Genomic DNA, 16,393 nt, shown 5'->3' with positions numbered 1-16,393 from the left:
TTATGACTTGTCTTAACTTTCTCATAAACGTGTTCGATGTCGCCATTTGGAAGTTTCTTAGTCTCTACGAAGCGGTAACCTGGGATATCTTTCTTAGGATTTTCACCGTCTTCTGTTGGATAGTTTGGAATTTCGTTTCCATCTTTATCCTTATGACTTGTCTTAACTTTTTCGTAAACGTGCTCTGTATCGCCGTTTGGAAGAGTCTTAGTTTCTACGAAACGGTAACCTGGAATATCTTTCTTAGGAGTTGTACCTTCCTCAGTAGTTGTTCCTGGAATTACATTACCATCTTTATCTTTATGAGTTGTTGTAACTTTCTCATAGATGTGTTTTGTATTTCCTTTTTCGTCTACTTCAGTTTTAACAATCTTGTATCCTGGGATATCTTTAGTTGGTTTAGTTCCGTCTTCTGTTGGTGAAAGTGGGTTGCCATCTTTATCAACGAATGAAGTATCAGGACGAACTGTTGGTGTGTATTTAGCTGTTACTGGTGTACCATTCTTGTCTACACGTTTAACTGTTACGCCTGTCGCTTTACCTACGAAGTCAGGTTCTGGTGTGAAGGTTACTTTACCGTTTTCATCGATTGTGTATGTTCCTTCACCTGGAACTTTCTTCTCAGTTGTGCCATCGTCAAATGTTGGTTTAACTGTTTCATCGATTTCAACTGGAACTTCCTTACCATTGATTGTAACTTTGCCACCTTCAAATGTTGGGGTTCCTGATTGAGGTTGTCCTTTAGGACCTTCTGATTCAGTGTCTTTTGAAGTTGGTGATACTGGAACCACTACTGGAGTGTACTTAGCTGTGATTGGTGTGCCGTTCTTATCCACACGTTTAACTGTTACGCCTGTCGCTTGACCAGTGAATGTTTTCTCTGGTGTGAATGTTACAGTACCGTTTTCATCGATTGTGTATGTTCCTTCACCTGGTACTTTCTTCTCAGTTGTACCATTATCAAATGTTGGTTTAATAGTTTCATCGATTTCTACAGTTTTTTCTTCACCGTTGACTGTTACTTTTCCACCTTCAAATGTTGGTGTTCCTGATTGAGTAGCACCTTGAACATTTGTAGTGATAACATCTGAACTTGTTGGTGTTGCTGGTTTTACAACTGGTGTGTAAGTAGCTTTAACTGGTGTACCATTCTTATCTTCGCGTTGAACTGTGACACCTGTTCCTTTACCTGTGAAGTTCTTTTCTGGTGTGAAGGTTACTGTACCATCTGGAGCTACTGTGTATGTTCCTTCACCTTCGATGGTTACTGAATCAACTGGATCTCCTGTTTTCGGATCTACCAATTTAGCTGGTTTATCTTCATCAATTTCAACAGTTTTTTCTTCACCATTTACAGTAACTTTTCCACCTTCAAATGTTGGTTTACCTGTTTGAGTTGAACCCTGGATATCTTCAGTTACTGCGTCTGTTCCTGTTGGTGTTGCTTTCTTAACAACTGGAGTGTATTTAGCTGTAACTGGTGTGCCGTTCTTATCTTCACGTTGAACTGTGACACCTGTTCCCTTACCTGTGAAGTTCTTTTCTGGTGTGAAGGTTACTGTACCATCTGGAGCTACTGTGTATGTTCCTTCACCTTCGATAGTTACTGAATCAACTGGATCTCCTGTTTTTGGATCTACCAATTTAGCTGGTTTATCTTCATTGATTTCAACAGTTTTCTCTTTACCATCAATTGTTACTGTTCCACCTTTGAATTCAGGTTTACCTGTTTGAGTTGAACCTTGAATATCTTCAGTTACTGCGTCTGTTCCTGTTGGTGTTACTGGTTTAACTTCTGGTGTGTATGTTGCTTTAGCTGGTGTTCCGTTCTTATCTTGACGTACTACCTCAACACCTTTAGCTACACCTGTAAATTGTGGTTCTGGCTTGAAGGTTACTGTTCCATCTGGAGCTACTGTATATGTTCCTTCACCTTCTACCGTTAATGAATCAACTTTATCTCCAGTTTTTGGATCTACTAATTTAGCTGGTACTGTATCATCCATTTCTACAGTTTTCTCTTCACCGTTAACCATAGCAGTTCCACCTTGGAATACTGGTTTACCAGTTTGAGTTGCACCTTGAACATCTACAGTTTTAGCTGGTTCTGCTGTTGGTGTTGCAGGAATGATATTTGGAGTGTAAGTTGTAGAAACTTTTGTTCCATTTGCATCTTCTGCTTGAACTTCAGCTGGTAATACTTTACCAGTATAAGATTTATCTGTTGGTGTGAAGGTTACTTCTCCAGTTGCTGGATCGATTGAGTAAGTACCGATTGGAGTTACTCCGTCTTCAGCGTAAGCTGGAGTTGTTTGTCCTGCTGGAACTTCATTTCCTTCCTTATCAAGAAGCTTGTATGAGTTCTCTTTGATTGGAGCAATCTTATCTCCAGGAGAGAATGTTGGTGTTCCTTTTTGTGTTTCACCTTGGATAGCTTCGGATTTAGCTGGTTCTGCTGTTGGTGTTACCGGAGTGATCTTCGGTGTGTATGTTGTTTCTACAGCAGTTCCGTTCTTATCTTTAGCTTGGACACGTACTGGTTGTACATCACCTGAGTATGTCTTATCTGTTGGCTCAAATACCGCAACAGCTTTTCCATCTACAGTTTTAAGAGTGTACTTACCAATTACGTTTCCTTCTGGATCTTTAGCTGGTACTTCAGTAGCTGGTTGTCCATCTTCACCTAGAAGTGTATAAGTAGATGGATCGATTTCTACAGTTTTTTCTTCTCCAGCAATTGTAGTTTTTCCTGCTTCAAATGAAACTGGACTTTCTTGAGTTTTACCTTGAACATCTTCAGTTGTAGCTGGTTCTGCTGTTGGTGTTACCCCTACGATTGTTGGCGTGTAAGTTGTCTTAACTTTAGTTCCATTCTTATCTTCAGCTTGTACGCTGGCTGGTTGAACTGGTCCTACATAAGACTTATCAGTAGGTGTAAATGTTACTTCTCCTGTTGTTGGATCAACAGTGTATGTACCTACCTTGTTTCCATTTGGATCCAATGCATCAACTGGTCCAGTTGCTTCTGTTCCATCTGGATTCAATAGTTTGACAGAACCTTCTTTAATTGGAACTTCAGAATTTCCTTCTGTAAATGTTGGTGTTCCTTTTTGAGTTTCACCTTGTACTCCTGTTGAAGTAGCTGGTTCTGCTGTTGGTGTAACCGGAGTTACAGTTGGTGTATATGTAGTTGTAGCTGTAGCTGTTACAGGATTTCCATCTTTATCTTGACCTACAGGTGCTGTTAGTGATACACCGACTCCAGTCGCTGTTCCTGTAAAGTTTGGAAGTGGTTGGAATGTTACTACTCCAGTTGTCGGATCAATTGTGTAAGTTCCTTGCCCTTCTACGGTTACAGATGTTGCATCAGTTGGTTGTCCAGTAGCTGGATCAACTAATTTAGCTGGATATTGTGCACTTGGTGTTACTGGTGTTGGATTCTCTGTATCTGCACCTGCTGTAAATGTTGGAGTTTTCTTCTGTGCTTTACCTTGTACATCTGTTGATGTTTCTGGATCAGCTGTGATTTCTTTTGGAGTTACCGTTGGAATGTAAACAGCATCCATTGTTTTCTTAGCAGCTGAGTGCGTACCATCATTGATGTTTTCAAGTCCATGTTGATCTGTTAATGCAGTCCATCCAGTTGATTGACCATTTGAGTCTACAGCACGTAATACGATACCATCAGCTTTACCTACGAAGTTAGCTTCTGGAGTGAATATAACCTTGTCATCTGTTACTGTATATGTACCTTGACCTGGAACTTTGAGAGTGTCAACTAGGTTGTCACCATCAACAATTTTTACGCCACCTTGAGCTTTCTTAGTAGTTTCAGCACTGATTACGTTACTTTGTTCGGTGTAGTGAATTTTACCGTATGAGTTGAATGTGGTTTTACCATTGTTTGAACCCAAGTCAGATGCATCGTCACCTAATGGACGTGTTCTGAACTCGATACCAACTGATTGAGTTTCACCTTGTTTACCAGTAGTTTCTTCTTTATCTCCACGAGGAGGTAAAGCAACTTGGATTTGGTTATCCTCAACTTCTCCTGAGAAGGCAATTCCCACTGGTTTTTCAACTTGTTTTCTATCTGTCGCAATACGAGTACGGAAGTTAACTATATCTTTAGTAGTATCAATAACTTGAGTATTACTGAAAACAAGTTCTACTTCTTGGTCTTTTCCTGTTACTTCAACGATATTAGATGCTTCACCTTCATCGAATTTACCGTTGTTGTTAAAGTCGATAAATCCACGCACATAAGCAGGTCCTACTGTACCTCTATAGTTATCATTTCCGTTTGCTGAAGCACGCACTTTAACACGGTATGTGTTATCTGCTCCTTGGACTAATTTAACTTCTGGCTCACCATTATCTACATTAGTGTGAACATTGTCTGGAGCAATAAGTTGAGCCACACCTTCATCTCCTTGCTCTTTTGTATCATCTGAATCGATTCCACGTACTCGTGTACCAGATACTGAATCAATATCCGCTTTGACAGTCCCTAGGTAAGGTTGCTGAATTTGGTTAATTTGACCTGTTTTATAATCTTTAGATTGTGTTCTTATGTAGTGTTCAGCTGCTCCATATGATTCTGGAAGATCTCCAAAGTCAGAGAATTTAATACCAATCATAGATGACTGTTCACCAGAAGACATAATATAGAAGCCAATTTCAGAAACATTTGCAGAGGACACAATTGGAGTTGCTGAACGTGTGTTCATGTATCCTCCAAAAACTTGTGATCCTAAACCTGCAGTTGCTGCATCTTTAGTAGCAAACATTTTGCCATCAAGAGCATTTCGCAACTCTTCTGTAGTCCATTTGTTTAAATTTCCACCCCACTCATTTAATCTATTAAATTTAGGATGTGGTTTATACATGTCAGTATGACCATTAGTAGAACCAACAACTCCTGCTAGGTCCCAAGGTGTCCCGTTAGTTGTATAGATTTCTGTCTCTAAATCACCGATATCTTCACCTGATGTCATAACGATACCAGGTTTCACAGGCTTACCATTATATGTAGCTTCAATATTAAACTTGATACCAACGATTTGTCCTTGGCGACCAACACCCGTATCATCTGTACCTGATATAGTTGTTTTTGAGTTACCTGTATCTAATCCAGCGTTTTTAACGTGTGTATAACCAGTTTGTTTATTACCACTAATACCTGTAGAATATGGATTTTTGGTAACCTGGTTAAAGATATTTTCTTCGTTCGGTTTATATGATGATTCATACTTAGTTCCCGCTACACGGTTTTTATAAATTTCTGTTGCATGGAATGGTTTTAATTCCTTAACAGTCATTTTAACGATATAACCAGGTATCAATTCTTTTTCATAAACTGAACCTACCTGAAGTTGACCATTAGCTTTGCGATTTGTCCATGCCGCAGCATCTCCAAAATCCAACCATTGAATTTGATTGTTTAGGTTTTTAATGGCTTTGTCATCATCTGCATTGCCCTTGATATATTTAGGAGCTTCTTCTAGAGATTTGTAACCATTTTGTTCTAACCACTTGGCACCTGATTCTGCTGTTGCATCTTTAAGCGCTGTTGTTTGAGCATCTTCCAAGTTTACTGCAAACTTACCATCACGGCCGATTCCTGCGTTTTTCAATTCATTGTAAACTGCAAGGATTGATTCGTTAAGACGAGCCAATTGAGCATCTACTTGCTCTTTTGTGACACTCTTATCAGCCAATAAAGTTTTTGTTTCAGCAAGAACTGCTTGGTTTTTAGCTACTGCCGCTTCAACAGCTGCTTTGTTTTCTTCCTTCACTTCCTTCTTAGAAAGTTCAGATTTTGCAAGTCTGTTTGTTACATCTGCTTCTGATGAAGCTTTGTCAAGCGCTGATTTAGCTTCTGAAAGAGTTTTTTCTGCTGGAGTAGCTTTCTTTTCAGCTTCTGCTTTAGCCACTTCTTTTTCAGCTGCTTTCTTTTTATCGAAACCAGCAGAATTTGATTCAGTAACTACAGTACTCAATGCTGATACAGTTTCTGCTTGAGCATCTACATCAGCTTGACTAGCATCTACTTTTGCAAGAGTTGCTTTAGCTGCTGCCAATACTTCCTTAGCTGAGCTTACTACTGTAGCATCTGCATATTTAGCAGTTGAAAGTTTAGACTCCAAAGTAGCAATACTTGCTTCTAGGACAGCTTTATTTACTTTTTTAGCTTCCTCTGCTTTAACCTCTGGTTTAGCTTCCTCTACTTTAGTTTCTGGCTTAACGGCTTCCTTCTCTTTATTAGAATCCGCTTGATTTGCTGGGGCAGTAGCTGCTGCTACAGACGCTTCAGCACCTTGAACTTCCGTTGCTGATACCGCACCATTTCCAAGGAACATCAAACCAGCTGCAATTGCTACTGATGCTGCTCCAAAGCTATATTTCCGGATACCATAACGGATGTACTTTTCTACTCTAAAATCTTGTTGTTGCTTGCCTTTCATTTAGATCCACAACCTCCTTTTTTATTTTGATGTCGATTTACAAGTTATTGATATCGAAAACTCACAGGTAACCTCAGATGAAACAAAAGATGTTGGAAGTGAAGCTTGATATCATAAAATTGTCTACAACATACAACTTTATGATATCATATTTTCTAGTCTGTAGCAAATAAAATGACTTATTTTTTTATTCTAAATTTAAAATAAATATTTTCCAAAAATACAACAATTTTCAGACTCTTTGAGTTGTAAAATAAGATGCATCAAACTGTCATAGGCCACACACTATATTTTTTCATAATCGGTATATTAATTTATATTAACTATACATGTATATTTTGTTTTCTTTTATTACAAACTTTCTTCTAATAAAGAGTACAATTTACTTGTTTCATTAATTCACTCTCCAGCTCATTAGCTTTATTTTAAATCCCAGTCAATTAAAAGCTCTAGCTAGTTCATAACTCTAAAAATAGCTATCTCTATTTTAGATAGAATAAAGTAGATAGCAAGTAACCTTCTATAAAGAAGAACTTTCTGTCTACTTTATTCATCCTAACTGTGCTATACTTAATTTAGTACATTCTTTGAGATTGGAGCTAATATGAAAATCCATAAAACCATGAATCCTGTTGCCTATGAAAACACCTATTATTTAGAAGGCGAAAAACACCTCATCGTGGTCGACCCTGGTAGCCATTGGGAAGCCATTCGTCAGACAATAGAGAACATCAACAAACCGATCTGTGCTATTCTCTTGACCCACGCCCATTATGACCATATCATGAGTCTGGACCTGGTTCGCGAAACTTTTGGCAATCCTCCTGTCTATATCGCAGAGAGCGAAGCCAGCTGGCTCTATACTCCTGTCGATAATCTCTCTGGTCTCCCTCGTCACGATGATATGGCAGATGTGGTCGCAAAACCTGCAGAACACACCTTTAGCTTTCATGAAGAATATCAACTAGAGGAATTTCGTTTCACTGTCTTGCCAACACCAGGACACTCTATAGGTGGTGTTTCTATCGTCTTTCCTGATGCTCACCTAGTTTTGACAGGGGATGCCCTATTTCGTGAAACTATTGGGCGAACCGACCTTCCGACTGGTAGCATGGAGCAACTCCTTCATAGTATCCAGACCCAACTCTTCACCCTGTCAAACTATGATGTCTATCCAGGGCATGGTCCAGCTACTACTATTGCTCACGAAAAAACCTTCAATCCTTTTTTCTAGCTAGCAAAAAACCAAGGAATTTTTATCCTTGGTTTTTGTATACTGCTATTCAATTCTCCATTCTTTGATTTTAGAATCTAGTCTAGTATTGAATTTCATCGAATACTAGTTGACCGGCTGAAATTCTTTCCATTCAAATTTAGCTAAATCAACTTCATTAGAAGAAATCCCTAAGATTTGCTCTGGTTTTTGATCACTACCAATTTGAAATATTCCTTCTTTAATCTTCTGTACTCCGTCTTTATCAAAAGCATACAGACTTAAGTTCATTTCTGGTCGTGTTGACTGCCAGTCTGCATATCTGACTTGACCGTTTTCATAAATAGCTAAACTGGAACGAAAACCACCTGCAGAAGCTACATAAGCTGTATGAAGCAACTTGGGTTGTTTATTCTCCAAATAGTAAATGGCCCCTATATATTTTTTATCTCCAATAATCAATTCATCCTGACCATCCTTATTTAAATCAGCAAACACATAATGAAGACTAGCTGGTTTATCGTAGGTGCTTAGTGTAAAGATATAGCCATACTCTTCAGAAAAAATCTTGTTCTGTTTCAACTTTTCATACAAGGATTCTCGGTCGCCACTACTTAAAAGTGCCTGATAGTGATTGTACCGCTCTATTACTTCCTTGTACAAATCTTTTCCTGTTTCGCTTTTCGTTTCCATTGTTGTTGACGGCGTTGCCATTGAAGAACTTGTACTAGTTTGGCTCTCTGACTTCGTAGAGCTTTCCTTCTGTTCCTCTTTGGTAGAAGATGATTGTGTTGCCGAAGGTTCTATTTTTTCATCTTTTTTGTTTGCACCACAAGATGCTAAAACAAAAATAGTAAGAATAACTGAAAATATCATTAAAAATTTCTTCATATTAACCTCTCTAACCCATCCTATATAGATTTACGGATCTTAGTATTAGATTCGATTCATTACCAAATAATCACGCGGTCTTCTGGTGAACGCCACATACCATCTCCTTCTTTGACATCATAGGTTGTAAAGAAATCATCGAAGTTTGGTACTTGCACATTGACACGGAGTTTGGCTGGTGCGTGCACATCGACACTAGCCAAAAGTTTCATAAATTCTGGACGACCTTTCATGCGCCAAATGCGACCGAAGTTGTAGAAAAATTCTTCTGCTGAGAAGTCTGGTTCTCTCTTGGCTGCTTCAAGCGCTGCAGCGATTCCTCCCAAGTCAGCCACGTTTTCTGATACAGTCAATTTACCGTTGATGGTTGCCCCATAAGAATCTTGTCCATCAAATTGGTCAATAACTTTTTGTGTTTTCTCCTTGAAGGCAGCATAGTCGCTCTCTGTCCACCAGTCCTTGAGGCTACCATTTTCATCAAAGGAAGCTCCGTTAGTATCAAAGGCGTGGGAAATTTCATGGGCAATAACTGCTCCAATACCACCGTAGTTAGCAGAAGATGACTGATGCAAGTCATAGAAAGGTGCTTGTAAAATAGCCGCCGGGAAGACAATCAGGTTCTTCTGTGGATTGTAGTAGGCATTGACCATATGAGCAGGCATGCCCCACTCCTTGTAGTCTACAGGCTGATTCCACTTACTCCAACTGTGTTTGATTTCCACACGCGCAAAGGCCAGAGCATTGTCAAAAAGACTAGCAGTCTCATCCACTACCTTGTCCTTATAGCGTTCTGGCATTTCTTCTGGGTAACCGATATAAGGCTTGATGACATTGAGTTTGACGATGGCCTTGTCACGAGTTTCAGGAGTTAGCCAGTCATTTTTAGCCAAGCGTTCCTTATAGACATCAATCATGGTTGCCACTTTTTTCTCCACATCTGCCTTGGCCTCTGGAGAGAATTTTTCATGGGCATACCAGAGACCCAAGGCTTGTTTGAAAGGACCTTGTGCTAGCTGGTAGGCTGCCTTGACCTTGTCTTTAGCTTCTGGAACTCCTGAAAGCGCACGGCTATAGGCACCTGATAAGACACGAATTTCTTCTGTTAAATAGCTGGTTGAGAGATTGACAACACTTAAAATTAAGGTTGCCTTGAGGAGAGGCCAAGCCTCTTCACTATAGAATTGGTCTGCTGCTTGCCAGAAACGTTCCTCGTCTACGATAACCTTGTCTGGTACTTGTCCAAGAACGGCTTGGAAGAAGTCATCCAAAGGTAGGGCAGGCGCAAATTTCTTGAAATCTTCGTAAGCATATGGATGGTAGAGTTTAGCATACTCTGAACTTTCCTCATTAGAGAGCACCACCGCTGCAACTCGGCGATCCAATTCAAGTCTTTTCTCTAGCAAGTCTTCAATTTCTTCATCAGAGAAATCATAAGCCTTGAGAAGATTTGCGCTGCTTTCTTTCCAAAGAGTCAAGAGCTCTTCGCGCTGAGGATGGTCTTCTGCATAGTAGGTCGTATCTGGCAGGATCGTGCTTGGAGCACCGGCCCATAGAACATTGATTCTTGCATCCATAAAGTCTGGCGATACACCAAAAGGAAGGAAGTTTGGTTTTCCTGCAAGTTCAAACTCTGCTAGTCTAGCTGTAAAATCCGCAAAAGTCTCCAACTCTTGGAATTCTTTAAGGAGTGGTAAGACAGGTGTGATACCGTCAGCTTCTCTCTTATCAAAATCACGAACTAGGCGGTGGTATTTGACAAAGTTTGCCAAGATAGGATCCTCAGGCACCTCTTCTCCTGCCAACCACTTGTCTGTTGTCGCCAACATCAAGTCTTCAATTTCCTGGTCTAAATCAACAAAACCTCCTGTTTGAGACTTATCTGCTGGGATTTCAGCTGTCTTCTGCCATTCTCCATTGATGGCATCATAAAAATCATCTTGATAACGTGTCATCTTGTTCTCGCTTTCATTTTTTAAGTTATTGCTAGCTTAACAAAAATTGCTTGGGAATGCAATTAAAAATGGACTTTCCTTTTCCATCATTTTTCAGTTATTATTTTAAATTTTTCAAAAATTAACTTGACTTAATTTTTTTTTTAAGGTATATTAAGAGGCAGGAGGAATACAACTGTATGATACGTATCGAAAACCTCAGTGTCTCCTACAAAGAAACATTGGCACTTAAGGATATTTCACTAGTGCTCCAAGGACCAACAATTACCGGTATCATTGGTCCAAACGGTGCTGGAAAATCAACATTATTAAAAGGTATGCTGGGAATTATCCCACATCAAGGTCAGGCATTTCTCGATGACAAGGAAGTTAAAAAATCCTTACATCGAATCGCCTATGTCGAACAAAAAATCAATATCGACTACAACTTTCCCATCAAGGTCAAGGAATGCGTCTCGCTAGGACTCTTTCCCTCTATCCCTCTCTTTCGAAGTTTAAATGCTAAACATTGGAAGAAAGTGCAAGAGGCCCTTGAAATTGTCGGTCTAGCTGACTACGCTGAACGTCAAATCAGTCAACTGTCTGGAGGTCAATTCCAGCGGGTCTTGATTGCCAGATGTCTGGTTCAGGAAGCCGACTATATCCTCTTGGATGAACCCTTTGTTGGGATTGACTCCGTTAGTGAGGAAATCATCATGAATACGCTGAGAGATCTAAAAAAAGCTAGGAAGACGGTTCTCATCGTCCACCACGACCTCAGCAAGGTTCCCCACTACTTCGATCAAGTCTTGCTTGTCAATCGAGAAGTGATTGCCTTTGGTCCAACCAAAGAAACCTTTACCGAAGCCAATCTCAAAGAAGCTTACGGTAATCGACTCTTTTTCAATGGAGGTGACCTATGATTGCAGAATTTATCGATGGATTGCAAAAATTCCATTTCTTACAAAATGCCTTGATAACAGCTATTGTCATCGGGGTCGTAGCTGGAGCTGTGGGATGTTTCATCATCCTACGCGGGATGTCACTCATGGGAGATGCCATTTCACATGCTGTCTTGCCAGGTGTAGCCCTCTCCTTTATCTTGGGCCTTGACTTCTTTATCGGAGCCATTGTCTTCGGACTACTAGCTGCTATCATCATTACCTACATCAAGGGGAACTCGATTATCAAAAGCGATACCGCCATCGGCATTACCTTTTCTTCTTTCTTAGCCCTCGGTATCATCTTGATTAGTGTCGCTAAAAGTTCAACTGACCTTTTCCATATTCTTTTTGGTAACATCCTGGCCGTCCAAGATACAGATATGTTTATTACGATGGGTGTAGGAGCAGCCATTCTCTTGTTAATCTGGATTTTCTTCAAGCAACTCTTGATCACTTCCTTTGATGAACTATTGGCTAAAGCCATGGGAATGCCTGTCAATTTCTATCACTACTTACTCATGGTACTCCTAACTCTTGTGTCTGTAACAGCCATGCAAAGTGTCGGAACTATCCTGATTGTAGCCATGCTGATTACCCCAGCGGCAACTGCTTATCTCTATGCTAATAGCCTGAAAAGCATGATTTTCCTTTCCTCAACCTTTGGAGCGACAGCTTCAGTTTTGGGGCTCTTTATCGGCTATAGCTTTAACGTTGCGGCAGGTTCTAGTATCGTGCTTACAGCCGCTAGTTTCTTTCTCATTAGCTTCTTTATCGCTCCAAAACAACGATATTTGAAACTGAAAAATAAACATTTGTTAAAATAAGGGGCAAAACCCCAATAAATTGGAGGATCTAATGAAAAAATTAGGTACATTACTCGTTCTCTTTCTTTCCGTCATTGCTCTTGTAGCATGTGCTAGCGGAAAAAAAGATGCAGCTTCTGGTCAAAAACTAAAAGTTGTTGCCACAAACTCAATCATCGCTGATATTACTAAAAATATTGCTGGTGACAAGATTGATCTTCACAGTATCGTTCCTGTTGGTCAAGACCCACACGAATACGAACCACTTCCTGAAGACGTTAAGAAAACATCTCAAGCTGATTTGATTTTCTACAACGGTATCAACCTTGAAACTGGTGGCAATGCTTGGTTTACAAAATTGGTAGAAAATGCCAAGAAAACTGAAAACAAAGACTACTTTGCAGTCAGCGAAGGCGTTGATGTTATCTACCTTGAAGGCCAAAACGAAAAAGGCAAAGAAGACCCACACGCTTGGCTTAACCTTGAAAACGGGATGATTTTTGCTAAAAACATCGCAAAACAATTGAGTGCTAAAGACCCTAGCAACAAGGAATTCTACGAAAAAAATCTCAAAGAATATACTGATAAGCTAGACAAACTTGACAAGGAAGCTAAGGAGAAATTTAACAACATCCCTGCTGAGAAGAAATTGATCGTAACCAGCGAAGGATGCTTCAAATACTTCTCTAAAGCCTACGGTGTCCCAAGTGCATACATCTGGGAAATCAATACTGAAGAAGAAGGAACACCTGACCAAATCAAGACCTTGGTTGAAAAACTTCGCCAAACAAAAACTCCTTCACTCTTTGTAGAATCAAGTGTGGATGACCGTCCAATGAAGACTGTTTCACAAGACACAAACATCCCAATCTACGCACAAATCTTTACTGACTCTATCGCAGAACAAGGTAAAGAAGGCGACAGCTACTACAACATGATGAAATACAACCTTGACAAGATTGCTGAAGGATTGGCAAAATAAGCCTCTGAAAAACGTCATTCTCTCATGAGCTGGCGTTTTTTCTATGCCCATATTTCCGGTCAAATCATTGGAAAATTTCGACTGTTTCAGCTAAAATGGAAGAAAAAAGATTGGAGTATCTTATGGTAACTTTTCTCGGAAATCCTGTGAGCTTTACAGGTAAGCAACTACAAGTCGGCGACAAGGCACTTGATTTTTCACTCACTACAACAGACCTTTCTAAAAAATCTCTGGCTGATTTTGATGGCAAGAAAAAAGTCTTGAGTGTCGTGCCTTCTATCGATACAGGCATTTGCTCAACTCAAACGCGTCGTTTTAATGAAGAACTGGCTGGACTGGATAATACGGTTGTCTTGACTGTTTCAATGGACCTCCCTTTTGCTCAAAAACGTTGGTGTGGTGCTGAAGGTATTGAAAATGCCATCATGCTCTCAGACTATTTCGACCATTCCTTTGGACGTGATTATGCCCTCTTAATCAATGAGTGGCACCTATTGGCACGCGCAGTTTTTGTCCTCGATACTGACAATAATATTCGCTACGTTGAATACGTGGACAATATCAACTCTGAACCAAACTACGAAGCCGCAATTGCAGCTGCTAAAGAACTAAATTAGAAGCCATTGTGGCAGATAGCTAGAGAAATCTAGCTTTTTTTGATATACTAGATAAAGATATTAGACAAGAGGAAACGAATGACCCCGAATAAAGAAGATTATCTAAAGTGTATTTATGAAATTGGCATAGATTTGCATAAGATTACCAACAAGGAAATTGCGGCTCGTATGCAAGTCTCTCCCCCTGCCGTAACTGAAATGATTAAACGGATGAAGAGCGAAAACCTCATCCTCAAGGACAAGGAATGCGGCTATCTACTGACTGACATCGGCCTCAAACTGGTCTCTGAGCTCTATCGTAAGCACCGTTTGATTGAAGTTTTTCTAGTCCATCATTTAGACTATACGAGTGACCAGATTCACGAGGAAGCTGAAGTCTTGGAACACACTGTCTCTGATTTATTCGTGGAGAGACTAGAAAAATTACTTGGATTCCCCAAGACCTGCCCTCACGGAGGAACTATTCCTGCCAAGGGAGAACTCTTACTTGAAATCAATAACCTGCCACTAGCTGACATCAAGGAAGCTGGCGCCTACCGCCTGACTCGTGTGCACGATAGTTTTGACATTCTCAATTATTTGGATAAGCACTCACTTCACATCGGTGACTGTCTCCAAGTCCAGCAGTTTGATGGCTTCAGCAATACCTTCACTATACTCAGTAAAAACGAGGATTTACAAGTAAGTATGGACATTGCCAAACAACTCTATGTCGAAAAAATCAACTAATTTCTCAAGTACCCCAACCACCCCTGAAAATTTTATTTTCAGGGTTTTATTTCTATCATTTGATTTTACTTTCATTTAGTTGTATAATATTTGTTAAAAAAAAGAAAGATATCTTAATATATGAAAAAATCACTAAAAATTTTTGCGACATCCAAATGGTTTGACCTCTTCGGGGTTGCTTTGGTCGTTGGGATTGCGATTGCATCTGGTTACCTCAACTCCCGCCTCGATAAATTTGTAGACTGGGGACCATGGACTGCCCTTGTACCCTTTGGATTGATTTCCGTAACCAACGTTGGGATTTCCATGTTGTCCACTCGTTTCACGGGAAAATTAAGCAAATGGGGAAATTACTTTGGTATTGTTAATACCATTTTGTCCGGTGCTATTGATTATATCCTTGGAAATAAGGCAGCCATCATTACCTATCCCGTCACCTTCCTCATTTATACCTTTGCTATTAAGAAATGGGAAGCTTCGCAAGAAGGCAGACCCAACCAAATGAGCCAAAAACAGCTAAAATTGGCGGCCATCATCATTTCCATCATCGCCTTCCTCTTTGCCTTTGTGACCAACTATATCGGTTATGGAGGCAAGATGAATCTCCTTGCCTACGTGACAACTATTGCCTTTGCACTGTCTCTCATTGCCAATGCTTTTAACGCATTGAAACTAACAACTCAGTGGGGCTTTTGGTTGATTTACAATTTTGTGCAGCTTACAAAGGCTGGTATTCAAGGAAACTTTGCCAATATCGGAAAATACATCTTCTATATCCTCAATGCAATCGGAGCTTTATTTGTCTGGAATGATGAAGAAGTAAGATAATAGAAGAAAACTTAAATAAAAAAACAAGTCGACTTAAGAGAATCTCCCTTCTGCTATTTTTATCATTTTACTTGTAACTCCCATTCTTTTGGAGTAGAATGAAGCTAGATAAAAGAGGGAGGTCATCTTATGAAAAATCTCTTTAGAATCCATTTTATAGCAATTGCAGTCATCGATTTGCTACTATTTGCATTTTTTAGCACTAGACCCGAGACAGCTTTCGACCGGCTCTTGCTCACTGGTTTTATTTTTATCCTTGCTCAGGGACTCCTGCTATTTCGCTTGCTTGTCCAACTCAAACATCAATTCACTGAGATTTATCCTCAAATCAATAAAAAGATTCGCTTCTACTATTTAGGAGTTCTCTCCATTGATTTTCTATTTTTTGTCCTCTTAGCCTTCATTAGTTCTCAGCGTTTTTACTCTCTTATGCCAATCATCACTGCTTGTCATTCTACTTTATATTATATGACGGCTGACTACCTAAGAGAACACTATCCAGATTTTTACGATAAACACATCTCTTTATGGGAGTGTCTCTAAGGAAAAGGAGGTTTTAGCATGAAAAAAATCATCTTCATCAAAAGCATTCAACTCCTTGTCATTGATGGAATCATGCTGGCATTTTTGACATTTAAAGAGGGGCTTACTTGGGATTGGATTTTGATTTATAGCGGTTGGCTCATTTTCTTTCATCCTGTGCTATTGACCTATCTTTCTAACCAACTTTGTGACCACTTTAGTCACCTCTATTCCCAGATTAGACCGAGATTCTGGCGTTTTGCCTTACAAAGCCTCTTATGGGATATCTTGATGATTCTCTCCTTGCTGTTTTTAAGGGGTATCCCACTTTTCCTTCAGGGAACTCTCCTCGTCCTAGGACATCTCGTCCCTTCCTATCGCATAAGCCAAAGCCTGAAAAGAGATTTCCCCAAGGCCTATCAAGAACCGATTTCATTTTGGAGTATTTTGTAATAGATAAGAAAAA

Annotated in this window: 12 protein-coding genes; 9 read left to right on the top strand and 3 right to left on the bottom strand. The window is 39.8% G+C overall.

Annotated elements, in window-relative coordinates:
* A partial coding sequence (locus N8O80_RS07230) for an Ig-like domain-containing protein (RefSeq protein ID WP_261027503.1) occupies positions 1-6,467 on the bottom strand: 6,467 nt, incomplete at its 3' end.
* Between the two features lie 604 nt (positions 6,468-7,071).
* On the opposite strand from N8O80_RS07230, the gene N8O80_RS07225 reads away from it, so the two are divergent.
* The gene (locus tag N8O80_RS07225) at positions 7,072-7,701 is read left to right on the top strand and encodes an MBL fold metallo-hydrolase (protein ID WP_261027501.1); all 630 of its coding nucleotides are present in this window, start codon (positions 7,072-7,074) and stop codon (positions 7,699-7,701) included.
* A 105-nt stretch (positions 7,702-7,806) separates the two neighbouring features.
* Here N8O80_RS07225 and N8O80_RS07220 read toward each other — a convergent pair whose 3' ends face one another.
* Both N8O80_RS07220 and pepO read right to left on the bottom strand, forming a co-directional pair.
* Entirely contained in the window at positions 7,807-8,571 is a 765-nt protein-coding gene (locus N8O80_RS07220) for a hypothetical protein (protein WP_261027499.1), read from the bottom strand.
* Between the two features lie 59 nt (positions 8,572-8,630).
* Positions 8,631-10,523 (bottom strand): endopeptidase PepO, encoded by a 1,893-nt coding sequence (gene pepO / locus N8O80_RS07215; RefSeq protein WP_261027496.1) that lies wholly within the window; start codon positions 10,521-10,523, stop codon positions 8,631-8,633.
* 179 nt (positions 10,524-10,702) lie between these two features.
* Here pepO and N8O80_RS07210 point away from each other — a divergent pair, with 179 nt between their 5' ends.
* The 8 genes from N8O80_RS07210 (at position 10,703) to N8O80_RS07175 (ending at position 16,380) form a co-directional block, all read left to right on the top strand.
* A complete protein-coding gene (locus N8O80_RS07210; RefSeq protein WP_261027494.1) occupies positions 10,703-11,425 on the top strand; it encodes a metal ABC transporter ATP-binding protein in 723 nt (240 codons plus the stop codon).
* Positions 11,422-12,270, top strand: coding sequence for a metal ABC transporter permease (locus N8O80_RS07205; protein WP_000559776.1), 849 nt, complete (start codon positions 11,422-11,424; stop codon positions 12,268-12,270). The genes N8O80_RS07210 and N8O80_RS07205 overlap by 4 nt, the downstream gene beginning before the upstream one ends.
* A 31-nt stretch (positions 12,271-12,301) precedes the next feature.
* On the top strand, positions 12,302-13,231 hold the full coding sequence (gene psaA, locus N8O80_RS07200; protein WP_000733076.1) for a metal ABC transporter substrate-binding lipoprotein/adhesin PsaA: 930 nt from the start codon (positions 12,302-12,304) through the stop codon (positions 13,229-13,231).
* Between the two features lie 122 nt (positions 13,232-13,353).
* Entirely contained in the window at positions 13,354-13,848 is a 495-nt protein-coding gene (gene tpx / locus N8O80_RS07195) for a thiol peroxidase (protein WP_261027492.1), read from the top strand.
* Positions 13,849-13,926: 78 nt separating this feature from the next.
* Entirely contained in the window at positions 13,927-14,577 is a 651-nt protein-coding gene (locus N8O80_RS07190) for a metal-dependent transcriptional regulator (protein WP_261027491.1), read from the top strand.
* Positions 14,578-14,697: 120 nt separating this feature from the next.
* Entirely contained in the window at positions 14,698-15,405 is a 708-nt protein-coding gene (locus tag N8O80_RS07185; RefSeq protein WP_000749110.1) for a nicotinamide mononucleotide transporter, read from the top strand.
* A gap of 129 nt (positions 15,406-15,534) precedes the next feature.
* Positions 15,535-15,948, top strand: coding sequence for a hypothetical protein (locus N8O80_RS07180; RefSeq protein ID WP_261027490.1), 414 nt, complete (start codon positions 15,535-15,537; stop codon positions 15,946-15,948).
* An 18-nt stretch (positions 15,949-15,966) separates the two neighbouring features.
* The gene (locus N8O80_RS07175; protein WP_261027489.1) at positions 15,967-16,380 is read left to right on the top strand and encodes a hypothetical protein; all 414 of its coding nucleotides are present in this window, start codon (positions 15,967-15,969) and stop codon (positions 16,378-16,380) included.
* Positions 16,381-16,393 lie beyond the last annotated feature (13 nt).

Source organism: Streptococcus mitis, from assembly GCF_946190155.1.
GTDB lineage: Bacteria > Bacillota > Bacilli > Lactobacillales > Streptococcaceae > Streptococcus > Streptococcus mitis_CL.
This window is presented reverse-complemented; position numbering and strand designations above follow the sequence as displayed.